The sequence below is a fragment of the Pantoea eucrina genome (assembly GCF_001691555.1).
Taxonomy (GTDB): domain Bacteria; phylum Pseudomonadota; class Gammaproteobacteria; order Enterobacterales; family Enterobacteriaceae; genus Pantoea; species Pantoea borealis.
Window position 1 is genome coordinate 1,283,288 of record NZ_MAYN01000008.1, and the last position, 26,410, is coordinate 1,309,697.

A 26,410-nucleotide genomic window follows, 5' to 3' on the forward strand; every position below is an offset into this window, starting at 1 on the left:
CTGTGTAATAAATCACCTTTTAGCAAATATAGCGCTAAATAAGCTGTTAAAACCGCAGTTTGCCAGCTATATCTTTTCTTATATCGTCATGCTCTGTAAACGTCAGCAACAGAAAGCCAGACGCAAATAATAAATTTTAGTGATCTGTTTTAAAATAATTCATTCATTCAGCTTTTCTTAAAGCGTTCACCAGGTCAGATGCCCTTTTTGCAGGATGTGAGACAGGATGCCATGGACCATTACTTTTCCCGTTTTGAACAGCGTCGCCCCCCTGCGGCGCTGCAGACACCGCGCTGGATCGTTATCTGCTGGCAGGTGCTGGCCGTTGCCGGACTGATTCTGGGCGCAAACTACATTCGCTGGCGCTGGATGTCCTCGCTGAACCCCGATGCGCTCTGGTATGCGGTGCCGCTGGCGCTGGCAGAAACCTGCGCCTGGTTTGGCACGCTGCTGTTCACCATCAATATCTGGCAGGAGAAAGATCCGCCCTGTCCGCCTGCGCCGGAGGAGATTAACCAGTGCCTGCTGCCGGCAGATCAGGCCGCGCCGCGTCCTATCCGGGTTGACCTGTTTATTGCAACCTACTCAGAAGATCCGGAGCTGGTCAGGCTGTCGATTCAGGATGCCTGTAAGGTGCACTATCCCGCCGCTATCGATTACAAGGTGCACGTGCTGGACGATGGTCGTCGCCCGGAGATGCGCGCGGTGTGTGAGCAGGAGGGGGTCAATTACATAACCCGCGACAACAACACCGGGTTCAAGGCGGGCAATATCCGCAACGGCATGGAGCACACTGACGGCGATTTTCTGGTGATCTGCGATGCGGATACCCGTGTTTTCCCGACGCTGCTGGTGCACACGCTGGGCTATTTCCGCGATCCCGACGTCGCCTGGGTGCAGACGCCGCAGTGGTTTTATGACCTGCCTGAAGGTGAGCGCCTGCCGGCATGGCTGCGCCGCCGGACCGGCTGGCCTGGCTGGCTGCTCGGCAGCGTGAGTGAAAAACTGTTCGGCCCGCTTACCGTCGGCAGCGATCCCTTCTTTAACGATCCGCGTATGTTCTACGACGTGATCCTGCGCCGCCGCAATGCGGCCAACGCGGCGTTCTGCTGCGGTGCCGCCTCTGTCCACCGGCGCGAAGCCGTTATGCAGGCCGCCCTGCGCAGCTACGCCTTTAACGTAGAGGAAGAGATTGCGCGCTTTACGCAGGATATCCGCGATGAGGAGACGCGCCAGGCGCTGTCGCAGGCGATGCGTCCGCACGTTATCGCTGACACCGAACTCACGCCTTACAAGTTTCACGTCTCTGAAGATATCTATACCTCCATTGTGCTGCACGGTGACGCCGGTCGCCGCTGGCGTTCGGTGATGCATCCGGGCATTGAATCTAAAATGCTCTCGCCGCAGGATCTGCTGACCTGGATGATCCAGCGCTTTAAGTACGCTGCGGGTTCGCTGGATATTCTGTTTCATGACAAAATTTTCAGCCGCCGCCGCTTTAAACTCAGCGCCGCACAAACGCTGATGTACGGCACGACGTTCTGGTCCTATCTGGCCTGCATCTGGAACACGGTGTTTCTTATTTCGCCGCTGATCTACCTGTTTACCGGTATTCCGCCGGTGGCCGCTTACTCAACGCCCTTCTACCTGCATTTTCTGCCGTTCTTTATCGTCTCCGAGCTCGCCTTTATGTTTGGCACCTGGGGGATCTCCGCCTGGGACGGTCGCGCCTCCTATCTGGCGTTCTTCTCTGTCAACCTGCGGGCATTGGGTACGGTGCTGCGCGGGGAAAAAATCAAGTTTCACGTCACGCCAAAGGAGCGGCAGAGCGGGCGTTTTCTCTACCTGGTGAAGCCGCAGCTGGCCATTGTCGCGCTGACGCTGCTCGGGCTTATCTGGGGCGGCATACAGGTCGCGCGCGGCAACGTGGACGACCCCTCTGGTTACGTCATCAACATTTTCTGGGGGGCCGTCAATATCGCGGCGATGCTGCCCATGATTATGGCTGCGCTCTGGACGCCGCCGGCACAGGAGACGGCAGATCATGAGCCTTAAAGCGGGACTCTACAGCGCACGCAGCTATCTCACCATTCTGATCGGTTTTCTGATTGGCTTTGCCATTGTGCTGTGGGTCGAGCATCAGATGCCCACCCGCACGGAAACCACGGACGGAATTATCCTGAGCGAACGCTTCCCCGCGCTGCCGGAAACGCGTGAGCTGACGTTCGAAGAAGCGGTATGGGCACGCGTGGCGTGGCAATACTTTGTCAACAACACCCAGCCCAACGGGCTGGCGAACGCGGAAGCGGATAATCCCTGGCTGAGCCTGTGGAGCAGCGGCAGCTATCTGCTGGCAACCATTGCCGCCCGCCAGCTGGAGGTGATTGATGCCGCTGAGTTTGACGATCGCATCAGCTCCGCGCTTGAGGCGCTGGGCCGGCTGCCGCTGCAGCCGGATAACCTCCCCGCCGCCTTCTATCAGGCGGACACCCTGACGCCGCTCGATCAGGAGACGGCGCGCCCTGGCTCCGCTATCGATATGGGCCGTCTGCTGATGCCGCTGCAGATCCTGCTGTGGCGCTATCCGCAGCACGCCGTTGCCGTACAGCAGCTGCTGGCGGGCTGGCAGCTGAATGCGCTGCTGCAGAGCAGCGGTCCGCAGGGCGCCAGCCTGCCGGTCAATCGCTGGGTGATCCGCAGCGACGACCCGCGCGGCAGCTACGGCTACCGTCTCTATGCGGGCAGCGTGCTGCGGCTGATCAACAGCACGGCGGGACTGGCGGTCAGCCAGCCGCCGGACGGACTGAAGATGATTGAGATTGAGGGGCACGCGGTGCCTGATGAAGGGATCCGCACGCCGTGGGGCAAGCAGCCGTCGCTTATCAGCTCGCCCTACCTGCTGACCGGGCTGGAGCAGGGCTTTGATGCGCGCAGCGGCGAGATCAGCTGGCGCATTATGCAAATCCTGCAGCAGCGCACCGGCAAACCCGATTCGCGCGGTGACATCAGCGCCGACTATGCCGAACAGGCGCCGGATTTCAACGCGGCGCTGCCGGGCCGTCAGCCGCAGCGCGGGGCACCGCAGCATACCGTTGCCCCGCTGCCCAATCAGGCGCTGCTCTCGGTCCGCACCGCCTTTGCCTGGTATGCCCTGTTCCGTAACAGCTGGAGCGAGGCACTGCGCCAGCAGATGCTGCCGCTGCTGGTGCCGGGCAAAGGCTGGCAGGCGGGCTTTAACCCTGACGGCAGCGTGAACGCTGCCCTGAATGCCGATACCAATGCGATGGTGCTGGAGAGTCTCTCCTATATCGCCCACGGACAGCTGCTCTGCCTGGGCTGCCTGTCTCAGCCCCCCGCAACCGCACGCAACAAGGAGCAAGAACAATGAGAGTGCTATCGCTACGACACGCTGGCCTGGCGGGGCTGACGCTGCTGCTGGCCCTGTGGATGCTGTCGCTGCAGGCGGCTGTCAGCCTGCCCGCATCCGACTATAAAAGCCGCCACGGTGACCTGACGCCGCGGGAGATGCAGGTGGCGCGCAACGCCTGGTCCTATTTTGTCGCTAACTACCAGCCCACCACCGGTCTGGTGAACGCGGTGAATAAATACCCCTCCACCACCATGTGGGACAGCGGCTCTTATCTGGCCGCGCTGACCGCAGCACGCGAGCTGGGGATCATTGACAAGGCGGAGTTTGATCGCCGCTTTCTGCAGTTTATCGCCACGCTGAACAAGCTGGTGCTGTTTCAGAACCAGGTACCCAACAAAGCCTACAACACCATTACCGGTCAGAAGGTGGACTACCTGAACAAACCGGGCGAGATTGGCTTCTCCGCTATCGATATTGGCCGCATGCTGCTCTGGCTGAAGATTATCAAAGAGCGCTATCCGGAGCATGGCAACAGCATTGATAATGTCGTGCTGGGCTGGGACTTTACCCACGTAGTGGATGAGTGCGGCACGCTCTATGGCGCCTACCTCGATAAGCAGAAGCAGCCTCAGTATGTGCAGGAGGGGCGGCTTGGCTATGAGGAGTATGCGGCGGCGGGCTATCAGCTGTGGGGATTCACCACCTGTCAGGCGAGCCGGCCTGAGCCCTATGCGCTGGCGGATATCTACTGCGTGCTGGTGCCCTACGACTCGCGCGATCCGCGGCTGACCAATCAGCATAACTACGTGGTCACCGAATCCTATCTGCTGCATGGCCTGGAGATGGGCTGGGACAACAGCGACGATCGTGAAGCGCGCCCCAACAACCACTCTCATCCGTGGATGAAGAACTTCGCCGATCGGGTCTATCAGGCGCAGGAGAACCGCTACATGATCACCGGTACCCTGACGGCGCGCTCCGAACACCAGCTCGATAAATCCCCCTACTTTGTCTATGACACCGTATTCAGCGACGGCTTCAACTGGAACACCATCACCGATAAAGGCCAGTATGTGCCCAATGTGGCGGCTGTTTCGCTGAAGGCCGCACTCGGCATGTGGGTGCTGTGGAACTCCCCTTATACCGATCGCCTGTTTGACGCGATTGAAAACGCCGATGAGAAAGACAAAGGCTACTACGAAGGGCTCTATGAGAATGGCGACGGCCCGATCAAAGAGTTCACCGCCAACAACAACGGCATCATGCTGGAAGCGCTGCTGTTCAAAAAACAGGGCAAGCTGCTGCGCTTTAACACTAACGATGCGCGCAGCCGCAGCTATGCGCCCTCCCTGTGGGAAAAGCGCCTGGTAGATCTGTTTGAAGAGAACAACACGCGTCGCAACCGGCCTTTCCTGGAGGTGACGCCCGGCATAAAAACCTGGTGCGATCAGAGCGGGACCGCCGTGCGCAGCGCACCGAAGTGCAGCGCCTGCAAATGCGCCCGCTGCGACAGCAGTGCGCCCGTTAAACTTCCGCCGGTAGCGACCTCATGCCTAAAACCCTAGTGCGTATTACCGGGCTGGTCGTGGCTCTGCTGCTGGCGCTCGGAGCCTGGCTGCTGCTGCGTCATGAGGGGGCGGGCTGGCGCTGGCTGGCAAACGGCGGCTGGCACACCACCGCCCGCACCGGCGCGCTGACGTCTGAGGAGCAGCGCTGGGCCACGGTGGCCTGGCGCTATTTTGAGAACAACAGCGAGCCGGGCAGCGGCCTGGTCAGCGGCAGCGACCGGCGACCGGTCGTCAGCCTGTGGCAGATGGGGGATACGCTGATTGCGCTGACCGCGGCGCGTGAGCTGCAGCTTATCGACGATCGCCGTTTTGACCACCAGCTCAGTCAGCTGCTTGGCAGCCTTAATCGCCTCCCCCTCACCCAAAGCGGCGTGCCCAATCTGCTCTATAACAGCCGGACGCTGGCGATGGTAGGCTATAGCAATACGCCACAGGTGATCGGCTGGTCCTCACGCGATATGGCGCGCCTGATGATGGCGCTGCAGGTCGTGGCAACGTTTCACCCGCAGTATGGTGAATACCTGCAGCGCATCATCCTGCGCTGGAACTTCTGTCCGGTGGTGGATAAACAGGGCCAGCTCAGTGCCGGTATGTGGCAGCAGAAGCAGATGCGCATACAGCCGGAGGGACGGCTGGGCGACAGTGAATACAGCGCCGCCGGCTTCGGGCTGTGGGGTTTTGCTAACCAGCAGTCGCTGCAGCCTCCGGCGCAGCATGTCATTATCGACGGGCTGGCGCTGGATATCGACAGCCGCGATCCCCGCACCACCTGGACGCCCGCTGCCATTACCACGCTGCCCTGGGTGCTGAGCGGGCTGGAGTATGGCTGGCAGCTGCCGGGGGCCGACCGCGCCCAAATCCGTCAGCTGCGCCAGCGTGCCAGTCTGGTTTATCAGGTGCAGGAGCGGCGCTGGCAGCGTCAGGGGATCTTAACGGCCCGCAGCGATTTTGCCCTCACCGTCGCGCCGTGGCACGTCAACGACACCATTTTTGCTAACGGCTACGCCTGGAACACGCTGACTGACGACAACAAATGGGTGCCGACGCTGGCGCAGGTCTCTACCCGTGCGGTATTTGGCCTCTGGGCGCTCTGGGACACGCCGTTTACCGATGCGCTGATGCGCACCACCCGGCTGCAGTATGATCCGGCGCGCGGCTGGTATGAGGGGCGCACGGAGGCGACCGGGGACTATAACCGCGCTATCACCCTCTCCACTAACGCGATGGTGCTGGAAGCGCTGCTGTTTAAAACCCGCATGAAACCGCTGATCGACAGCGAAAACCCCGGGAGCCGCCAGTTCTTCCGTCAGCAGCTGGCCGATCCGTTCCGTGTGCCGCAGCGCTGCCTGCCGTTCACCGCCCCGCTGGCCGAAGAATAAGGAGAAACTGATGCCGGAAAGCCTGTTACCCAAAGCGCTGGACTCCCTGCGCGCCGCGGTGCTGATGTATGACGCGCAGGAGCGGCTGGTGGCGTATAACCAGCAGGTGGTCTGTTTCTATCCCGGGATGGAGCAGCGTATCCGCGTCGGCATGACGCTGACCGAGCTGGCGCAGGATTTTATCGCTTCCGCCTACATGACAGAGGATGACCGCAGCCGTCAGGCGATGATCGATAACCTCGTGAGCCGCTGCCGGCTCGACAACCACAGTGAGATGCGGCGCATTGCTAACCGGCAGGTGTTTGTCCAGCATAACCGCACGCCTGAAGGCGGGATAGTCAGTCTGCATATTGACGTCTCAGGCTATACGCTGATTGACGCGTCGCGACGGCAGCTGCACGCTGACTTTGTGCTGGCAGCAGAATCGACCCAGATTGGCATCTGGGACTGGCAGCAGCAGAACGATCTGCTGCAGGTCAATGATGCGCTGCTCAATATGCTGGGCTATCCGCGTGAAACCTGGCACTACAGCGCCACCTTTCTCGATACGCTGCTGCACCCGGACGATCGCGAACCGCTGCAGCAGCTGTTTGCCTCTGCCAGCAATAAACAGCTGCCGGTATTTGAACGTGAAATTCGCCTGCTGCACCGCAGCGGCAACTACCGCTGGATGCTGCTTTCCGGTCAGGTGGCCAGCGTTACGGTCAGCGGCGAAACGGAACGCGTCATTGGCACGCTGCAGGATATTACCAAGCGTAAAGAGGCAGAGCAGCTCTCACTGCAGGCCATTGCCGCTGCACACGCGGCCAACGAAGCCAAAAGCGCGTTTCTGGCAAACATGAGCCATGAGATCCGCACGCCGATGAACGGTATTCTGGGTATGACGCAGCTCTGTCTTGATACCCGGCTGACCGCAGAACAGCGTGAGTACATGACGCTGGTCTATCACTCAGCCCACACCCTGCTGCGTATCATTAACGATATTCTCGACTACTCCAAAATAGAGGCGGGAAAAATTGAGCTGGATGAAGAGCAGTTTGAGATCCGCCCGTTTCTGCACGCCGTGGCCCGGCCGCTGATGCCGGCCGCCAGCGAAAAAGCGCTGGAGCTGCTGATTAACGTCACCCCGGATGTCCCCGCTACCTTTCTCGCTGACACCGTGCGACTGCGCCAGATCCTGACCAACCTCATCAGCAACGCGCTGAAGTTCACCCATCAGGGCGAGGTTGAACTGGCCGTGACGCGCGATGCCACGCACAACCGGCTGCGCTTTCAGGTGCGCGACACCGGCATCGGTATTCCACCGGAGAAGCAGCAGCTGATATTTGAATCCTTCAGCCAAGCAGACACCTCTACCACCCGCAAATATGGCGGCACCGGGCTCGGGCTGACCATCTCTGCCCGGCTGGTGGAGCGGCTGGGCGGTTCGCTCACCGTACAGAGTGAACCGGGGCGCGGCAGTACCTTTACCTTTTCTCTGCCGTTGCCGGCGCAGCACGACAGCGATCCGGTGCGGCACTCACTGCGCCTGACGCCGGTACCGGTGCTGGTTGTGGATGACAACGCCACCAACCGCCATCTGCTGGGCGATATGCTGCGCAATATGGGTCTGCAGCCCAGCCTGGCGGCCAGCGCCGCCGATGCGCTGGCGCTGCTGCAGGCGCAGCCCGACTTTCCGCTGATCCTGCTGGATGCGCAGATGCCCGATCGGGATGGCCTCGACCTGGCGCGGGAGATCCGTGCCAACCCGCAGCTGGCAGCCAGTCAGATTATTATGCTCAGCTCAATGAGCCGGGCGATGGACGCGGAACAGCTGCAGCAGCTTGGCGTGGATAAGTTTCTGGCAAAACCGATCGATCAGCGTGAGCTCTATGATGCGCTGGCGGCCGCATCCGGCCAGCGGCAGCACGCCAGCGGTCCGGAAAGCGCGCCGGCCAGCCCCGTGACCGACCCCGCCACGCAGGCGCTGCGCATTCTGCTCGCCGAAGATAATCTGGTGAATCAGAAGCTTGCTGCCCACTTTCTGACCCGGCTCGGGCATCACTTTGCCATCGCCGGTAACGGCCTGGAGGCGCTGAGGCTGCTGGCGCAGGATAGCTGGGACCTGGTGCTGATGGATCTGCAGATGCCGGAGCTGGACGGTGAAAAAGCGACGCGTCTGATCCGCGAACGCGAAGCCGCCGCGTCGCCGCCCCGCCATCAGCGCATCATCGCCATGACGGCGCACGCGATGAAAGGCGATGAAGAGTACTGTCTGCAGAACGGCTTTGATGGCTACGTGGCCAAGCCGGTGAGCCAGGAGATGCTGCACCAGGAGATCGGCCGCGTTATGGCGCTGCCCGATCCGGCCGCAGACGACATGCCAGCCCCACCCGGCGACGTCGCCGCGCTGGCACAGCAGCTCGGGCTGGACGAGTCGCTGCTGCGTGAACTGCTGCTGCTGTTTGCCGAATCCCTGACGGAGATCGAGACGCAGCTGATGACCGCGCTGAATGAGAGCGACTGGACGAGCGTGTCACGCCACTGTCACAAGCTGCGGGGCGAAGCCGCTATTTTCGGGTTTACGGCGTTAACCCATACGCTGCAAACCGCTGAAACGCACATCCGTCAGGGTGATGTCCTTGACGCAGCGCAGCTGCGCGAAGATCTGACACAACAGAGTACCCGGGTGCGCCAGCAGCTGCGCACGCTGCTGGAGGAGAACTGATGCGAACGTTACTGCCCCTGCTGCTGATCGTCAGCCTGCCCGCTGCGGCGGTCAGTGAGGTACCGGTCAGCTGGTCGCTGGCCGGACAATGGCGCGTGCATGACGCTAATACGCCCGGCTTTGACGGCTGGCGCGGCACGGACAGCGGATGGCCGACGCTGCGCGTCCCCGCCAACTGGTATACTGCCGGACGCGATCATCAGGGCGCGCTCTGGTACCGCCATGAGTTCTCGCTGCCGCCGCTGCAGGCGGATCAGCGGGCGACGCTGGAGTTTGACGGCGTTGATTACCTGGCTGACGTCTGGCTCAACGGTCACCAGCTGGCGCAGCATGAAGGATATTTCCAGCGCTTTGCCGTGGATCTCACCGACAGCCTGCGCCGCTACAACCGGCTGGCCGTGCGGGTCGACAGCCCGCGCGAAGCGACGCCAGGCACCTGGCCGCTGCATAAGAACCTGATGAAAGGGATCCTGAACCAGCACGATACGCGCCCCGGCGGCGCCTGGAGCGATCGCGGTCAGGAGGCGAACTCCGGCGGCATCTGGGCGCCGGTGCGGCTGCGTATCAGCCGCGGCGCAACGATCGATCAGCTGATCCTGCGTCCTGACTGGTCTCAGGGGCTGGCGCAGCCGCAGCTCTCTGCCGAACTGCGCTATCGCGCCCCGGTCGCGGCTGATGCCACGCTGACCCTGCGCGCCGCGCCGGATAACTTCTCCGGCACCGCGTTTCAGCTGCAGCAGCGCGTCCGGCTGGCGGCCACCGGCGACGCGCCGGCGCGCCTGCGGGTGACGCTGCCGATGCCGGCGGCGCGTCTGTGGTGGCCGGTGGATTACGGCAAGCCGCATCTTTATCAGGTCAGCGCCACGCTCCGTGACGATCGCGGCGTCATGGACCGGCGCAGCAGCCGCACCGGTCTGCGCAAGGTGGAGGCGCTGGAAAATAATCAGGGCTGGCGCATCAACGATCGGCGCATCTTTGTTCGCGGTACAAATTACATCGGCTCGCCGTGGCTCAGCAGCATGAATAAAGCGCGCTATCTGCGCGATTTTGCGCTGGTGGAGAAGATGAACGCCAACGCTATCCGCGTGCATGGCCACGTTGCGGGCCGTGCGCTTTATGAGGCGGCTGACGAGCGCGGCCTGCTGATCTGGCAGGATGTGCCGCTGCAGTGGGGCTATAACGACTCTGCCGGATTTGCGGATAACGCGGTGGCGCAGACCCGCGCGATGATCGGGCAGTTTGGCAACTCACCGGCTATCGTGGTCTGGGGCGGCCAGAACGAGCCGCCGTTTAACTCGCCGTGGATGGAAAAGCGTTTTCCCGACTGGCATAAAGATCTCAATCGTACCCTGACCCGGCGGGTAGCCGACGCGCTGGCGGAAGATCGCAGCCGCATCGTGCATCCTTATTCAGCTGTGGAGGAGCACTACTGGGCAGGCTGGTATTTTGGCACGCTGAATAATCTGCTTGAACCGGCAAAAACGGCCACCGTCACGGAGTTTGGTGCACAGGCGCTGCCAGACCTGGCGACGCTGAAAACGATCATTCCGCGCCGCGAATGGTGGCCTGCCTCAACCGAACCTGGCGATCCGCTCTGGACCCGCTGGAAGTATCATAATTTCCAGCCGATCCAGACGTTTAAAAATGCAGGCGTCAGCCGGGGCAAGAACATTCAGGACTTCATCAAAAATACCCAGCGCTATCAGGCGCAGCTGGTCGCCGTTGCCGCTGAAAGCTACCGGCGTCAGCGCTTTCAGCCGGTGACCGCGCTGTTTCAGTTTATGTTTGTTGAGACCTGGCCTTCAATCAACTGGGGCGTGGTGGATTATCGGCGTCAGCCGAAAGCGGGCTATTACGCGCTGCAGCGCGCCTATCAGCCGCTGCTGCCCTCTATCGATCCCCATACGATGAACTGGCAGGCTGCCCGGCCCGGCGCGCTGTCACTCTGGGTCATCAACGACCTGCCGCAGACGTTTCCGGCGCTGACGCTGCGCTGGCGGGCCGGCCAGCAGGGTCACCTGCTCGCCAGCGGCGAACGGCAGGTCACGGCAGCCGCTGACACCGGCCGTAAGGTGCTCGATGTCCCGCTCACCCCCATCAGCGCCGCCCCGCTGCGGGTGCAGACCTGGCTTATCGACGCACAGGGAAAAACGCTGGCAGAAAACCAGCTGGAGCTGGAGGTGGCGCCCGCGGACGCCAGGTAACGACCCGCCCGGCAAGGTCGCGGGCGTGGCGGTTTACTCGTCGTTGGTAAAGCGGCCGACGCGGGTGGCACCAGCCAGCGCATGGCCTTTAAGCTGAGCGATCAGCGCATCATGCGTCAGCCCGGCAGGCAGCGCGTCTGCCGGCAGATCGGTGGCGATAATCACAAAATTGTAGTGATGCATGCCGCTGCCTGCAGGCGGACAGGGTCCGTAGTAGCGCGCCGTGCCGGGGCTGTTGGTGCCGCCGGTATAACCGGCCCCTCTGCTCAGTTCGCCGCGCGCAAACTGCTGCCGTCCGGCCGGAATGTTATACGCCACCATATGCACCACGCCGAGCCCTTTTGCCCCCACCGGATCGGTCATCAGCAGCGCAAAGCTGCGCGTGCCCGGCGGTGCATCATGCCAGCTGAACGCGGGCGACAGGTTCTCGCCGCTGCATGCCGGATTGCCCGGTTTATTACCGGCAAACGCTTTCTGCAGCATACCGCCATCCTGAAAATCAGGCGACTGCAGGGTGAATACCGGTGCGGCCAGCGCGCTGACCGGCAACGCCAGCGCCAGTAACGCCATTTTTACGCTGTTCATCAAAAGCTCCCGTAATAAATCGCTGAGCATCAAGTATATAACCTGTTCAGCCGCGCGCGGACGACTACACTGCTAATCGCGCCCTTTTACCCGCAAGGAGTCCGGGATGTCCGTCCCCCCGCTGTCGCATTTTTTACCCGCCACGCGCAGATGGTTTGCGCAGACGTTCGATCAGGCGACGCCGGTTCAGCAGGCCGCCTGGGACGCCATCGCCCGCGGCAGCCATACGCTGGTGGTGGCGCCGACCGGCTCCGGCAAAACGCTGGCGGCGTTTCTGCACGCTATTGATGCGCTGTTTCGCGAGCGCAGTCGGGAGGCCACCGTCGCGCCCGGTGAAACCACGCGCGTGCTCTATATTTCGCCGGTTAAGGCGCTGGCCGCCGACGTGGCGCGCAACCTGCAGCTGCCGCTGGCGGGCGTCAGCGCCTGTCGTCAGCAGCAGGGCGAACCGGCCATCGCGCTCCGCTGCGGGATCCGCAGCGGCGATACGCCGGCGCGCGAGCGTGCAGCGCTGCGACGCCATCCGCCCGATATTTTAATCACGACGCCGGAGTCGCTCTATCTGCTGCTGACCTCGCAGGGGCGCGACACGCTGCGCGGGGTCACCAGCGTCATCGTTGATGAAATTCACGCGCTGGCGGGTAACAAACGCGGCGCGCATCTGGCGCTGTCGCTGGAGCGGCTTGATGCGCTGCTGGCCCGGCCGGCGCAGCGTATCGGATTATCTGCGACGGTCAACCCGCCGGAGACCGTGGCGCGGTTTCTGGCCGGTCGCCGGCAGGTCACTATCGTTAATCCGCCTATGCCGCGCCCGCTGCAGCTCCGCGTGACGGTCCCGGTACCGGATCTGACGGCTCCCCCGCCGCTGCCGGGGAGCGAAAGCGAAGCCGGCACGCTCTGGCCGCATCTGGAGGCAGGAATACTGGCTGCGGTGCTGCGCCATCACACCACGCTGGTGTTTACCAATTCGCGCGCGCTGGCAGAAAAGCTGACGGCGCGCCTTAACGTCCGCTGGCAGCAGCAGCAGCGCGACGCCTCCGCAGAGATTGCTCGGGCGCACCACGGCTCCGTTGCCCGGGAGCAGCGCCTGCTGATCGAGAGCGCGCTGAAAAGCGGTGCGCTGCGCTGCGTGGTGGCCACCTCCAGCCTGGAGCTGGGGATCGATATGGGCAGCGTCGGACAGGTGATTCAGGTCGGTGCGCCGCCGTCTGTTGCCAGCGCCCTGCAGCGCACCGGACGCGCCGGACACCGGCCGGGCAGTACGCCGCAGGGCGAGTTCTGGCCCCGTTCGCGCAGCGAGCTGCTGCAGACGGCGGTGATCGTCACGGCCATGCAGACGGGAGAGACGGAGCCGCTGATTGTGCCGGAAAACCCGCTGGATATTCTCGCCCAGCAGACCATCGCCGCCGCCGCCATGGCGCCGCTGGACGCCGGCGGCTGGTTTGAGCAGGTCACGCGCAGCGCGCCCTTTCTGACGCTGTCACGGCACGATTACGATGCGGTGCTGGCGATGCTGACGGGACGTGACAACACTGACGCGTTCGCCCTGCTGCGCCCGCGGCTGATCCATGACCTGCAGACGGATAGCATCACGGCCCGGCCCGGCGCAAAGCTGCTGGCGGTTATGCACGCCGGTGCCATCCCCGATCGCGGCAGCGTCAGCGTCATGCTGCCGGAAGGTGAGGCGCAGGCCGGCGCCCGCCGCGTGGGAGAGCTGGATGAGGAGATGGTTTACGGCTCACGCGTCAATGACATCGTGACGCTGGGGGCCACCACCTGGCGTATTCAGCAGATTACGCGCGACCGGGTGATTGTCACACCGGCGCCGGGACGCACCGCACGGCTGCCCTTCTGGCAGGCAGATACGACCGGACGTGCCGCAGCGTCTGGCGCAGCACGCGGTCGCTATCTGCGTGACGCCGCGACCGGCACGGTAAACGATCCGGCGCTGGACGCCGGTGCACGGAATAATCTGCAGGCGCTGCTGCGCGAGCAGCAGGCGGCGACCGGGCAGCTGCCGGATGACCGCACGCTGCTGATTGAGCGCTGTGCGGATGAAAACGGCGACTGGCGCCTGATCCTGCACTCGCCGTGGGGCAGACGCGTACACGCGCCCTGGGCGCTGGCGCTGGCCGATCGGCTCGCTGAACAGTACGGCATTACGGCCGATGTGGTCGCCAGTGACGACGGTATTATGACGCGGCTGCCATCGCCGCTTACCTTTTCACCCGCTGACTGGCTGCAGTTTGCGGCAGATGACTTACAGCAGCGGGTAAGCCGTGCCGTCAGCGGATCGCCGCTGTTTACCGCGCGCTTTCGCGAATGCGCCGCGCGCGCCCTGCTGCTGCCGGGCCAGCGTGCCGGACAGCGCGCGCCCCTCTGGCAGCAGCGGCTGCGTGCCGCAGAGCTGCTTGACGCCGTGCGTCCGTATCCGGACTTTCCGCTGCTGCGGGAAACCGCGCGTGAATGCCTGCAGGATGTATACGATCTGCACGCGCTGCAGCAGCTGATGGCGCAGATCCGCCGCGGTGAGGTGCAGCTGCGCGAGGTAACAACTGACGTTCCCTCGCCCTTCGCCGCCGCGCTGCTGACCGGCCATCTGGCTGACGCCGATCGCCGGACGGTGCCGCAGGCCGAGCAGCGGGCCGCACTGCTGACGCTGGATACATCGCTGCTCAGCGAGCTGCTCGGGCCACTGCCGGCAGCGCAACTGCTGGACACGAACGTCATTGCGCAGACGGAACAGCTGCTGCAGCGCCTGACGCCTGACCGTCAGGCTGATAGCCAGGAAGCGGTAGCGGATCTGCTGCGCGAACTGGGGCCGCTCAGCGCCGGAGAGATAGCAGAACGCTACCGGGGAACCCCGCCGCTGACCGGGGTGCTGGAAACCCTGCAGCAGGCAGGCCGCATCATACCGGTTACGTCCGGTGCGCAGGCCTGTTTTGCGGTGGCGGAAGATGCCGCCCGCCTGCAGGCGCTCTCCGGTGGCGGCAGCGCAGTCCCGGAGAGCGCGGTTCGTCCGCTGCAGGCGCTGATTGGCCGCTATCTGCGCACGCATACGCTGGTGACAGCCGATGAGGTTGCCCGGCGCTTTGACCTTGACGCCGGCATTGCCGGGAAGCTGCTGGCGGAAACGCCGGGTATTATCAGAAGCGAAGCGGCCTCCGGCGTGGTGCAGTGGATCGCCGCGCCGGTATTCCGCCGCCTGCGGCTGGCATCGCTGCAGGCGGCGCGTGAGGCGACCCGGCCCGCCGAGCCGGCGGCCTGGGTGCAGGCGCTGATGGATCATCATGGTCTCACCGCGCCGCTCAGCGGCGCAGAGGGTCTGCGCCGGGTGATCGCGCAGCTGGCCGGGGTTGCCCTGCCTGCCGGCCTGTGGGAGAGCCAGATTTTTCCGGCGCGTGTCGCGGATTATCATCCTGCGCTGCTGGACGGGCTGCTGACGCGTGGCGACGTGCTCTGGCGCGGCAGCCGCGCGCCCGGCACGCGCCAGGAGCGGGTTGAATTCTGCCCGGCTGACGCCGCTGCCGCACTCCTGACACCCCCTGCTGACGCGCAAATCGTGACGTTGTCACCTGTACAGCAGCGGATCGTGGCGTTCCTGCAGCAGCACAGCAGCGCAACGTTCAGGCAGCTGCAGCAGGCAACAGAAAGCGACGCAGACGACAGCACATCGCAGGATACCGCCACGGCGCTGTGGGATCTGGTGTGGCGCGGACGGGTGACGTCCGGCAGCTGGCAGCCGCTGCGGATGCCGCCGCTGCGCAGCAAACCGCGTCCGGCACGCCGTCGCCGCCTGGCCGGCCGGTATGCTGGCATGGCACCCGGCGGTGCCGGGCGTCCGGCACTGGCTGCCAGCGCCCAGCTGCCCGGCAGCTGGACGCTGCTGAACATCAGACCGGCAGCTGATACGGTACGCGCCCTGGCGCTGACCCGTGCCTTGCTGGACCGGACCGGCGTGGTGACGCACGGCGCTGCCCGGAGCAGCGCCGTGCCCGGTGGTTTTCCGGCACTGCAGCCGGTGCTGCGCGCGATGGAGGATGCGGGACGCCTGCTGCGCGGGCGGTTTGTCAGCGGCATGGGTGCCGCGCAGTTCGCTGAACCGGCAATGATTGAGCGTATCCGCCAGCTGCAGCGCGCGCCGTCTGCCGTACCGCTGGCACTGGCCACGCTGGATCCGGCCAACCCGTTCGGCACGCTGCTGCCGTGGCCGCTGACCACATCCGGGACGAAACCGCTGCGCCGCAGCGGCAGCTGGGTGGTGCTGTTCCAGGGCTGGCCGCTGCTCTGGCTGCCGCCCGGCGGCAAACAGCTGCATACGTTTACGGCTGGCGCGTCACCGGACACCCTTCAGCAGGCGCTGGGCGCGCTGACCACCGCCCTCCGGCGCGAGCCGCGCCTGCGCTTTACGCTGGAACAGATTGATGGCTGTCCGGCCAGCCAGTCGCCGCTTACCGCCCTGCTGAAGCCGGCAGGCTTTGCGCGCGCGCCGGGTGGCTACAGCTGGGATGGCTGAGCGCGCAGGCGCAGAGCATGCTGCTGCAGGGCGGCGCGCTAGCCCGCCGTCGCCTCCGGCCACGCCAGCTGCGGGAACAGATAGAGCCGGACGCTGAACAGATGAAACAGCGGTGTAAATAAACGCTCATCGTCCAGCGCCAGCGCTTCCAGCTGCAGCAGCAGCAGATCGAGCGCCTGCTGCAGCTCAGCGTGCGGAACGCTCTGCAGCGATCTCAGCCGCTGTTTCAGAAACCGTCCCAGCTCAAAGAAAAATGTCCCGCTGTCGAGCAGATAATTACCCAGCAGCACCCGATGCCGCGCGTAGTAATCAAAGCTGTTTACGCCAAGCCACACCTCGTTAAGCAGCATACCGGCGCTGCTCATATCTGACTGCGGATCGAGACGCAGGCGCGGCAACACCATGTTGACCTTATCCAGCATCAGGCTGATAAAGCGCTGCCGGGCCGGCAGCGACGATCCGTTGCGCTCTATCTCCTTAATAAAGCGCAGCAGCTCACGCAGGCCGCGTCGTACCGCGCGCCGGGCGCTCCAGGAGGGGCGCTTGTTACGCATAATGGCCGTGGCGATCACCGCAAACAGCACGCCCGTGACCGAGGCGATCGCGTTATTGACCAGCAGCACCAGATCCGGCTTCAGATGGTGACCGAAGCCAATAAATCCCGGGATCTGAATCGCCACGCTCAGGCCAGTCAGGTTGGTTGCCGGCCGGGCGATCGTCAGTGCCAGCGCCACAAGACCCGGCGCCATGCAGATCATCAGCGCCTCAAACGAGGTCGCCTGCGGCAGCAGCAGCGCGACATACACCAGGCTGATGCCAATCGCAATCAGCACGCCGCGCACAAACAGCTTCATTGAGGTAAGCGGCGTATCGAGGCTGGCAAAGAATGAGCTCAGGATCGCCGCCATAACCGGGGCAGACGCGCCGTCGCGCCATCCGCTTGCCATCCACAGCAGGCAGCTGCCAAAGGTGGCGCAAAACGCGGTCAGCGCCGAAAGACGGATAAGCCCCCGATCAAAGAAACGGTGGATACGTTTGCCGCGCGCCAGCGTGGTGTCACCGGACAGATCGCTGACCATGCCGCTGACGCTCTGATACGCCCCGGCAATGCGCACAAAGTCAATCATGCGTTCCAGCAACCCGCTCAGCAGCAGGCAGTGTTCAGTCGGCAGATCGCCGGCGCGCCACGCCGCGTTGACCTGCGCCTGACGATGAGTCAGCTCCAGCTGGATGCCGATCACATCGCCCGGGGCCTCACCGTCGCTGAGCCACTGCAGAAACTGCTGAAATCCCTGCGCCACGTAGTCAGGCAGCAGGATATTGCGCGCGGCCAGACGCTGCAGGCGCAGCTCAATCGCGGTCAGCGTCGGGATAAGATAGGAGAGGTGCTGATACTGTGCGCTGACCAGGCGGATCAGCCGGCGGGCAGCATCCCCCTCATAAACACAGTGGGTGATCAGAATTTCCACCTGCTGCGGTGCGGTGGCCATCTGCGTCAGAATCGCTTCGCGCTCGGGCGAGACGGCGGTAACCGGCCCGGAGAGCAGATCGTGACAGAGCCGGCGGCCGGTGAGATACCACTGCGTTACGCTCTGCTCCAGCAGGCTGCGCATAGAGACCGGGAACAGCAGACCGTGTATCAGGCTGCTGCAGACAATGCCTAAGGTGATCTCTTCAATACGCGACAGCACCGTGCTGGTGATACCCCACGGCGTATAAACCTCCGGGAAGCCCATAATCGCCGCGCTGTAGCCCGCCAGCATAAACACATAGCTTTTTGGCGTCCGGTCATGCAGTGACAGCCAGAGGCAGCCGCTGACCCAGAGCGAAATCACCAGGCTGAACAGCAGCGGATGCGCCACCGTTAGCGGAAAAATCAGAAAGATAAACAGGCCGCCCAGCAGCGTGCCGAGCAGACGAAACAGCGATTTTGAGATGGTGGAAGCGGAATAGAGCTGCGAGGCAACAAATACCGTCGTCAGTGCCCAGGCGGGGCGATCCAGGTTAATTTCCAGCGCCAGCCAGAGCGCCAGAAACGCAGCCAGCGTGGTTTTCACAGCAAAGAACAGAGCGGGTCGGGTAAGCCACGGCATGTTACAGGGACCAGAAGGCACTAAGTGCGGCGTATCCTGCCAGATTGCCGCCTGCGCTCACGCAGATAACTACGACAAATTGTTTCGTCATCAAAATTTATGCTGGATAAGCGGCGCGGTCCGCAGGGTTATTCGTTAACGCAGCTTATCAAAGCTGCCGGTATCGCAGCGGCCAGCGTAGTAACGGTACGGCACCGGAGAGACGGGTCCGGTTAACAGATAAAATGTGTCGGCGATCACATCTCGCTGTTGTGCGGCGGCTCCATAAAATTATTTTGTGCAGACCGCCGCCTGCCATGCCGTCAGTAGTGCACGATCGTCACCCAGTTGGCATCGTTGCCCACCGCTGCTTCACCGGTGCGCGTCAGCGCCCCGCTTTGCGGATCGATCCGGTAACTGCCAATCACCGCGCTCTTCTCGCCGCTGACCACCAGCCCGCCTCCGTCCGGGGTAATGGCAAACCCGCGCGGCTGCTTCTCCACCGGCCAGCTGCCCGCTAACGTCAGCGCCCCGCTCTCTGCGTCTACCCGGTAGCCGCTCAGCGTGCTGCTGGTGCGTTCGCTGACGTAAAGAAAGTGGCCATCGGGCGTGAGATGGATATCGGCGGCCCAGATACGCGGTGTGGGATCGCTGTATCCCGGCGGCCGCTCGCGCCCCTCTGCCAGATGCCAGGAGGCGGCAACGGCGCTGGGGAACTCAGCAACCTTTACCAGCGCCCCGTTCGCTTCGCGCCGGAACTGCGTGATGATCCCGCCCATTTCGCCGATGTTATACAGAAACTGTCCGTCAGCGGACATCACCGAGTGGCGCGGGCCATTGTTTTTTGCGGTAGCGACATAACCGCTGCCGAGCGCGGCCAGAGCGCCGCTGTCGCTCAGCGTCAGCTGCAGCACGCGATCGGTGCCGAGATTGCCGACATACACCGTTTTGCCGGCAGGATCCGCAATCGCCGAATGGGCGGCAGGTCCGGTGGCGTAACGGCTCACCGGCGGTGCATTCAGCTTCCCTCCCGCTGTCAGCCGGTACACGTCAACCACATTGCCATCATAGGAGGCCGCCAGCAGAAAACGCCCCTGCGGCTCGGCGACGATCCAGGGATAGCTGGCGGCGGCGGGCACCTGCTGCTTCTGCGTCAGGTCGCCGCTGTGGCGGTCAATGACCCAGCTCGCCAGCTGCAGCGGCTTGCTGCGGATCGCCGCATAAAGATGGGTTTTATCTGTGCTGAGCGCCAGCGGCATCACTTTGCCGTCCGCCGGGGTGTGCCCCAGCAGATGCAGTGCACCGTGCTGATCCAGACTGTAGCGCGCAATGGTGCCGTCGCCGGCTTCTGAAACATAGACGTAGGTCTGCGCCAGCAGCGGCGTGCTGCCTGTCAGCGTTGCCAGCAGCAGCGCGGCGCGTAACGGGTTTATCATAACGATCTCCGGGGTCAGGAAGCGGCGCATGCGGGGCCGCACGGCCAGGGTTAATTCTGACGATGAGTGACTGTTATATAACACCCTTCAGCGGATCACTGACAAAATGTTGCAGCAGGCCGTTAACGCAATATCCGTTAACAGCGCCTCTCTTATCCTCAGCTACACTTGCCTCACCCGTTTGTCATAAGAGAGGTAACTATGTCGCAACATGCTGTATCAAACCAGGCCTGGCTGCTGGCGTCCCGTCCTGAGGGCGAACCGGTAAAAGAGAACTTCCGGCTGGTGGAACAACCGGTGCCGGAGATCAAAGAGGGTGAGATGCTGCTGCGCACGGTGTGGCTGTCACTGGATCCCTATATGCGCGGCCGCATGGATGACGGTAAGTCTTATGCTCCTCCGGCGGAACTCGATCAGCCGATGGTCGGCGGCACGGTGTGTCAGGTTGAGGCATCAAAGCACAGCGATTTTAACGCAGGCGACTGGGTGCTGGCCCAGAGCGGCTGGCAGACCTATGCGGTTTCTGATGGCGAAGGTGTGGCAAAGCTCGGCGATCTGGCTCACCCCTCCTGGGCACTGGGTATTCTCGGTATGCCCGGTTTTACCGCCTATATGGGGCTGATGGATATTGGTCAGCCTAAAGCGGGCGAGACGCTGGTCGTGGCGGCGGCAACCGGTCCGGTCGGTGCGACCGTTGGCCAGTTAGGCAAGCTCAAAGGCTGCCGCGTCGTGGGCGTCGCCGGGGGTGAAGAGAAGTGTCGCTACGCGATTGAAAAGCTCGGTTTCTCTGCCTGCATTAACCACCACAGTGATGACTTTGCCGACCAGCTGGCTGCCGCCTGCCCGGACGGTATCGATATCTATTACGAGAACGTAGGCGGTAAAGTGTTTGATGCGGTGTTCCCGCTGCTGAACACCGCTGCCCGCGTTCCGGTCTGCGGCCTTGTCTCTGGCTACAGCAGCCGCGACCTGCCGCCGGGGCCCGACCGCACGCCGCTGATCATGGCGGGGATCCTGAAACGCCGCATCCGCATGCAGGGCTTTATTATTTTCCAGGATTACGGCGACCGCTATCCTGAGTTTCTGAAAGCCATGACGCCGCTGGTCGAGCAGGAGAAAGTGCACTACCGCGAGCATGTGATCGAGGGACTGGAGAATGCGCCGCAGGCATTCTTCGATATGCTGAACGGTAAAAACTTCGGTAAAACCGTGGTGAAAGTCAGCTGATAAGCCCCCTCCGGGTGCCGCCACGGCACCCGGTTTTACTTCCATTTTCCTCTGCCTCACGGCAATAACGGTAAAACGTGCCGGTCATCTGCCTGCTACGCTCTCTCTCCCATAACAGGAGGCAGCATGAGTTCCATTATCGATCTTTTCGCTCAGCATAAAAGTGAGCGCAGCTATACCGATCAGCCCGTAGAGGATGCGGTACTTGAGCGAATTATTTCGGCCGCGTACTACGCGCCTACCTCGGTAAACTCCCAGCAGGTATCTGTCGTCGTCACCCGCGACGCCGCGCAGCGCCAGCAGATTGCCACCATCGCCGGCGGCCAGCCGTGGATCGCGAAAGCGCCCGTATTCCTGACTTTTGTGCTGGATATGCATAAGTCGCGGCTGGCGATCGAAGCCAGCGGTCGTGAGCAGATTGCGCAGCAGAGCATTGAAAGCGTGGTATCCGGCGCTACCGATGTGGGCATTGCGCTCGGCTCAGTAATGGCCGCCGCGCGGGCTGAGGGACTGGGTATTGTGCCGATTGGCGGGATCCGCCGCGATCCGGAAGCGATGATCGCCCTGCTGGATCTGCCTGACTATACCTTCCCGGTCGCGGGCGTGGTTATCGGCCATGTCGATCAGCCTGCGCACCAGAAGCCGCGTCTGCCGCTGCCGACTTTCCGCCATGAAGAGCGTTATCAGCAGGCGGATCTGCCGCAGCATATTGCTGATTACAACGCACAGCTGGTACAGCACTGGCAGAACACCGGTCGCAGCGATGGCGAAAGCTGGAGTGACAGCGTCAGCGGCTACTACCAGCACATCTACTTCCCGCATGTGCTGGCGGCGCTGAACAAACAGGGATTTGGTACCGATAAATAGGTCCCAATCCGCCTGCGCGCCGGGCAGATAATACAGGGGCTTAACGCCCCTTTTTTTTGCGGCCAGGCTGGGTAAAGCGTTTGCGGTTCGCGCCCTGACCCCCCGCTTTATCACCCTGCTTTGCTCCCGCAGCCGGCGCTTTTTTCGCCGGTGACGCCGTTTTTTTCTTCGCCTGCGCCTGCCGGGTTTTGTTATCTTCTGAGGACGAATCCTCAATCAGCTTAAACAGGTCGATCAGTTCATCATCCGTCAGATCGCGCCACTCGCCGAGCGGAATACCCTTCAGGCTGACATTCATGATGCGCGTACGCTCCAGCTTCGTCACCTCATAGCCAAAGTGTTTGGTCATGCGGCGGATCTGGCGATTGAGTCCCTGTACCAGAATAATGCGGAATACAAACGTTGACTCTTTTTTAACTTTGCACTTCTTCGTTACCGTGCCCAGCATCGGCACGCCGCCCGCCATGCCCGCGATAAATTCATCGGTGATCGGTTTATCAACCGTTACCACATACTCTTTTTCGTGGTTATTACCGGCGCGCAGAATTTTGTTAACCAGGTCACCGTGGTTGGTGAGAAAAATCAGCCCCTGTGAATCCTTGTCCAGCCGGCCGATAGGAAACACGCGCTTGCTGTGGTTAACAAAGTCGCCAATATTGTCGCGCTCACCCTCTTCCATGGTGGTGACAATGCCGGTGGGCTTGTTAAGCGCAATCAGAACCAGATCGTCGGCGTCACGCGGCTCAATCAGCTGACCATTCACCTTGACCTCATCCCCGGCATAAACCTGGGCCCCGACGGCAGCGCGTTTACCGTTAATAAACACGTTGCCCTGTTCGATATAGCGATCGGCATCGCGGCGCGAGCAGATTCCGCTCTCGCTGATGTATTTGTTCAGGCGGGTAGATAAGTCAGGCAGCATGGTTCCTCCGAAAAAAAACGGACTATACCTTAACTGCCGCCGTTGCGTAAGGCTGTCGCCGCGTCAGCGTGCCGCTTCTAATCCCCTGCAGACTGTCGGGTTGTTTAGCATCAGACGCCAGGCGACAATCCGCAGCCACTGTTTCTGGCTTTTCACGGATTTTTTATGACGCAACCACAACCGGCGAGCCGACTGGCCTCGCTGCGCCTGTTTCTGGCCCGCTTCTGGCCACATCCCCTGCCCGTCGCGCGCAGACAGCGCCTGCTGGCCAGCCTCGGAGCCGGGCTGGGTCTGATGCTGACCAGCCTGATCAGCCACTGGATGCTGGGGGCAGTAAACCTGTGGTTTGTGGCGCCGATGGGCGCGTCTGCGGTACTGCTGTTTGGTCTGCCTAATAGCCCGCTGGCGCAGCCGTGGTCGATTATTGGCGGTAACCTCGTCGCCGGGGTGATTGGCGTGACCACGGCGCTGTTGATCCCGCAGCCGGCACTGGCATGCGGGGTGGCCGCCTGCCTCGCCATTGCGGTGATGTTTCAGCTGCGCTGCCTGCATCCGCCCAGCGGTGCAGTGGCGCTGACGGCGATTCTCGGCGGCGGCAGCGTGGCGCAGCTCGGCTACCACTTTGTGCTGACGCCGGTGATGCTTAACTCTGTCTGTCTCGCACTGCTGGCGATCGTGTTTAATAACCTCGCCGGCCGCCGCTATCCTCATCCGCTGGCCGCCGCCGAGGCGAAACCACAGCCGGTGGCGATGCCGGTTCCGCTCACGCGCGACGATCTGCATCAGGCGCTGGAGGGCGGACCCCTGCTGGATATTGATGAGGATGATCTGCAGCTGCTGCTGCAGCGCGCCGAAGAGATTGCGATCCGGCGCACCGGTCAGGCGCGCTGAAGCGCGCCTCAGCGCGCCTGCACCAGGCTCAGCACCGTGCGGATATTCTGCGCCGAGGTCGCGATGATATCGATGGCCCCGGTGCGCAGCGCCCCGAGTATCGCCATCGCTTTGGTGTTCTCTGCGGCGATCGCTATTACGCACGGGATCCGGCGCAGCTCATCAATGCTCAGCCCGATCACGCGCTCATTCATGACCGTTTCCACCGCTTCGCCGCGGGCGTTGAAAAAGTCATAGCCGGCAATATCACCGGTCACGCCCTGATTAACGCTGGCATCGATAATTTCACGCGGGGTGAACCAGCCCAGCTTTACCATGTAGCTGTTCTCATTCATATCCCCGATCCCCACCAGCGCCACATCCGCTTTACGCGCACGATCCAGCGTCTCTTTTACCGTGCCGTTCTGCATAAAGCTGTCGCGCAGCGCGCGGTTTTCCACGTAGGCGGGGGCATAGAGCGTTTCGCTGCTGCCGCCAAACTTTTTTGCCAGCCGGCGGCTGATGTGATCGGCGTTGATGGCGTCTCCCGGGCGGTGCGTGCCGCCAATACCGCTGATAAACAGGCAGTTTCGATCGGGCACCTGACCCGGATGGTCAGCTACTGCCGCCACGTTCCGTCCCTGTCCGACCGCGACGATGGCGTTATCTTTCAGCGTCTGCGCCAGATGGGCAGACACCAGCGCGGCCACCTGGCGGCGTTGTTCATCACTGTCAGCTGAATCAAGCGCAATCAGCGCCCGCTGCAGACGTGGGAAAGAGCGCTGCAGCTGCTGTTCCAGCCGGGTACTGAAAACCGGATGGTAGCGCACGCTGATTTCAACAATACCCTCTTCACGCGCGCGTTTGAGCAGCCGCCCGACTTTGATACGCGAGATACCAAATTTACGGGCGATCTCCTCCTGCGTGATGGCATCCTGATAGTAGGCGACGGCAATCTCGGTCAGCAGCTCAGCATCCTGACCCGGCGTGGTATTCTCCATCTGTTATCTGTCCTGTGTAACGCGGTCGTAAGCAGCAGCAAGTTATAGCACTGAACGCGCCCGCCCCGCTATGATCAGCGGCCGGCAAGCGCGCTGGCTTCTTCAATAATCTGCGCCAGCGCCTGCGGGTCGTGAGCAAAGCGGCCAAGAAACAGGCCATCCACATCCCGATCCAGCCGCTGGATCAGACCCGGCCCGGCGCTGCCGCCATAAATGACTTTCAGCGTAATACCGGCGGGCAGCGTCAGCGTCCGCAGCCCGGCGCAGACGGCACGAATATAGCGGTCAGGGGCCGGCTGCGGTGCACCGATTGCCCATTGTGGTTCATAGGCAAACAGAATCTCGCCCCGCAGGCCCCGTGCCGCCGTCTGCGCCAGCGCGTCGTTAAGCTGTGCGGCACAGAGCGCAATCGCCGCCTCTGGCGTGCTCTGCTCCGACTCGCCAATACAGAGCACCGGTGTCAGTTCATGCTGTAGCGCCATCGCCACTTTGGCGGCAATCTGCGCCGCATCCTCATGAAAGTGACGCCGCCGCTCCGCATGACCGATTTCTGCCAGCGAACAGCCCAGCTCCTGCAGCATGCTGGCGCTGACCTCACCGGTCCAGGCACCGTTTTCCGCCTGGCAAACATCCTGTGCGCCAACGCGTACCGGCGTTCCCGCGAAGATCTCCGTCACCGCGGGGATCGCCGGATAGGCTGGCAGGATAAACAGGCCGACGCTGCCGCTTCTGATAGCCGGATGATCGGCCAGTCTGGCCACCTCGCGACACCACGCCAGCGTTTGCTGATAGCCAAAGTACATTTTCAGACTGACACCAAGCCAGCGTTGTGGCTGAGACATAAGGCAGCTCCCGGGGTTATACCGCGCTCTGACCGTAATGGTCACTTGTTCATATGAACAGTAAATGAATTAATGAACCTGTTTCAATGCGCCACTGATAAATCTGTGACGCAGCGCAACACCCTGTTTCGCAGAAAAACAGGTTATTTTAGCTGTTCACCGCGATCCCGCTCACATAACCACCATATTACAAATGAACATGCATTGAACAAATGTTTATCGTTATGGCACGCTGTGTCTCACGCCTGTGTGCAGGCCCTTTTTCTTTACCGGAGAACCTTTATGAAAACGATTGCAATCGGTGCTGATGATGCGGCTGTTGATCTGAAAAATATCATCAAAACGCTGCTGGAAACGCAGGGCTATGCCGTGACAGATTTTACCAATGATGCCGGTAACGCCCGCCCTATGTATCCGGATGTCGCCTGGGCGCTGGCCACCGCCATTCAGCGTCAGGAATTTGAACGCGGCATTCTGCTCTGCGGAACCGGTATTGGCGTGGCTATTGTGGCGAATAAAGTACCCGGCGTGCGGGCAGCGCAGTGCCACGACACCTTCTCTGCTGAGCGGGCGCGTAAAAGCAATAACGCCCAGATCATGACGCTGGGCGCGCGCGTGGTGGGCCCGGAGCTGGCTAAAAATATCGTTAACGCCTGGCTGGCAGCGGAGTTTGAGGGTGGTGGTTCTCTGGCAAAAGTTGAAAAGATAGATTTTTACGAGCATGCGGCACAGCGCTGATCGCCCCTTCTGCCCGGCAGGCAGCTGCTCCGGAGAGGCTGGCAGCGGATCGCCACAGATTGTGTAACTAATCAGGCAAGCGCAGCGCGTGCTGCTACGCTTAAAG

At 62.3% G+C, this 26,410-nt stretch carries 17 protein-coding genes; 11 read left to right on the forward strand and 6 right to left on the reverse strand.

The window, feature by feature from the left end; genetic code table 11:
• Positions 1 to 231: 231 nt before the first annotated feature.
• From BBA90_RS12210 to BBA90_RS12235, 6 genes are read left to right on the forward strand one after another with little or no spacing between them, the layout of a single operon-like run.
• Positions 232 to 2,055: a glycosyltransferase gene (locus BBA90_RS12210; protein WP_065649376.1), complete on the forward strand. Its 1,824-nt coding sequence runs from the start codon at positions 232 to 234 to the stop codon at positions 2,053 to 2,055.
• Positions 2,045 to 3,388 (forward strand): DUF3131 domain-containing protein, encoded by a 1,344-nt coding sequence (locus tag BBA90_RS12215; RefSeq protein WP_065649377.1) that lies wholly within the window; start codon positions 2,045 to 2,047, stop codon positions 3,386 to 3,388. Before BBA90_RS12210 ends, BBA90_RS12215 begins: the two co-directional genes overlap by 11 nt.
• On the forward strand, positions 3,385 to 4,935 hold the full coding sequence (locus tag BBA90_RS12220) for a DUF3131 domain-containing protein (protein WP_065649378.1): 1,551 nt from the start codon (positions 3,385 to 3,387) through the stop codon (positions 4,933 to 4,935). Before BBA90_RS12215 ends, BBA90_RS12220 begins: the two co-directional genes overlap by 4 nt.
• Positions 4,920 to 6,317, forward strand: coding sequence for a DUF3131 domain-containing protein (locus BBA90_RS12225; protein ID WP_065649379.1), 1,398 nt, complete (start codon positions 4,920 to 4,922; stop codon positions 6,315 to 6,317). Before BBA90_RS12220 ends, BBA90_RS12225 begins: the two co-directional genes overlap by 16 nt.
• 10 nt (positions 6,318 to 6,327) lie before the next feature.
• Complete coding sequence (locus BBA90_RS12230) at positions 6,328 to 9,024, forward strand: response regulator (RefSeq protein ID WP_065649380.1); 2,697 nt, start codon at positions 6,328 to 6,330, stop codon at positions 9,022 to 9,024.
• Positions 9,024 to 11,228, forward strand: a complete 2,205-nt coding sequence (locus BBA90_RS12235) for a glycoside hydrolase family 2 protein (protein WP_065649381.1) — start codon at positions 9,024 to 9,026, stop codon at positions 11,226 to 11,228. Before BBA90_RS12230 ends, BBA90_RS12235 begins: the two co-directional genes overlap by 1 nt.
• 33 nt (positions 11,229 to 11,261) lie before the next feature.
• On the opposite strand, the gene BBA90_RS12240 is transcribed toward BBA90_RS12235, so the two are convergent.
• Positions 11,262 to 11,813 carry a YbhB/YbcL family Raf kinase inhibitor-like protein gene (locus BBA90_RS12240; RefSeq protein ID WP_065649382.1) on the reverse strand — a complete coding sequence of 184 codons (552 nt, stop codon included), beginning with the start codon at positions 11,811 to 11,813 and terminating at the stop codon, positions 11,262 to 11,264.
• A gap of 106 nt (positions 11,814 to 11,919) precedes the next feature.
• On the opposite strand from BBA90_RS12240, the gene BBA90_RS12245 reads away from it, so the two are divergent.
• The gene (locus BBA90_RS12245; protein ID WP_065649383.1) at positions 11,920 to 16,329 is read left to right on the forward strand and encodes an ATP-dependent helicase; all 4,410 of its coding nucleotides are present in this window, start codon (positions 11,920 to 11,922) and stop codon (positions 16,327 to 16,329) included.
• Positions 16,330 to 16,367: 38 nt separating this feature from the next.
• Here the strand turns inward: BBA90_RS12245 and BBA90_RS12250 are convergent, their stop codons facing one another.
• Positions 16,368 to 18,422 carry an FUSC family protein gene (locus BBA90_RS12250; protein WP_065649384.1) on the reverse strand — a complete coding sequence of 685 codons (2,055 nt, stop codon included), beginning with the start codon at positions 18,420 to 18,422 and terminating at the stop codon, positions 16,368 to 16,370.
• Between the two features lie 302 nt (positions 18,423 to 18,724).
• Entirely contained in the window at positions 18,725 to 19,837 is a 1,113-nt protein-coding gene (locus BBA90_RS12255; protein ID WP_065649385.1) for a lactonase family protein, read from the reverse strand.
• Positions 19,838 to 20,038: 201 nt separating this feature from the next.
• Between BBA90_RS12255 and BBA90_RS12260 the strand changes: the two genes are divergently transcribed.
• Both BBA90_RS12260 and BBA90_RS12265 read left to right on the forward strand, forming a co-directional pair.
• Entirely contained in the window at positions 20,039 to 21,064 is a 1,026-nt protein-coding gene (locus BBA90_RS12260; RefSeq protein ID WP_065649386.1) for an NADP-dependent oxidoreductase, read from the forward strand.
• 126 nt (positions 21,065 to 21,190) lie between these two features.
• Entirely contained in the window at positions 21,191 to 21,931 is a 741-nt protein-coding gene (locus tag BBA90_RS12265; RefSeq protein ID WP_065649387.1) for a nitroreductase family protein, read from the forward strand.
• A 40-nt stretch (positions 21,932 to 21,971) separates the two neighbouring features.
• Here BBA90_RS12265 and rluF read toward each other — a convergent pair whose 3' ends face one another.
• Entirely contained in the window at positions 21,972 to 22,853 is an 882-nt protein-coding gene (gene rluF / locus BBA90_RS12270) for a 23S rRNA pseudouridine(2604) synthase RluF (RefSeq protein ID WP_065649388.1), read from the reverse strand.
• Between the two features lie 165 nt (positions 22,854 to 23,018).
• Here rluF and BBA90_RS12275 point away from each other — a divergent pair, with 165 nt between their 5' ends.
• Positions 23,019 to 23,744, forward strand: a complete 726-nt coding sequence (locus BBA90_RS12275; RefSeq protein ID WP_065649389.1) for an HPP family protein — start codon at positions 23,019 to 23,021, stop codon at positions 23,742 to 23,744.
• An 8-nt stretch (positions 23,745 to 23,752) separates the two neighbouring features.
• Here the strand turns inward: BBA90_RS12275 and BBA90_RS12280 are convergent, their stop codons facing one another.
• Positions 23,753 to 24,724: a sugar-binding transcriptional regulator gene (locus BBA90_RS12280; RefSeq protein ID WP_039384324.1), complete on the reverse strand. Its 972-nt coding sequence runs from the start codon at positions 24,722 to 24,724 to the stop codon at positions 23,753 to 23,755.
• Positions 24,725 to 24,798: 74 nt separating this feature from the next.
• Positions 24,799 to 25,566, reverse strand: a complete 768-nt coding sequence (locus tag BBA90_RS12285) for a triose-phosphate isomerase family protein (RefSeq protein WP_065649390.1) — start codon at positions 25,564 to 25,566, stop codon at positions 24,799 to 24,801.
• Between the two features lie 282 nt (positions 25,567 to 25,848).
• Here BBA90_RS12285 and BBA90_RS12290 point away from each other — a divergent pair, with 282 nt between their 5' ends.
• Positions 25,849 to 26,304 carry an RpiB/LacA/LacB family sugar-phosphate isomerase gene (locus BBA90_RS12290; protein ID WP_065649391.1) on the forward strand — a complete coding sequence of 152 codons (456 nt, stop codon included), beginning with the start codon at positions 25,849 to 25,851 and terminating at the stop codon, positions 26,302 to 26,304.
• Positions 26,305 to 26,410 lie beyond the last annotated feature (106 nt).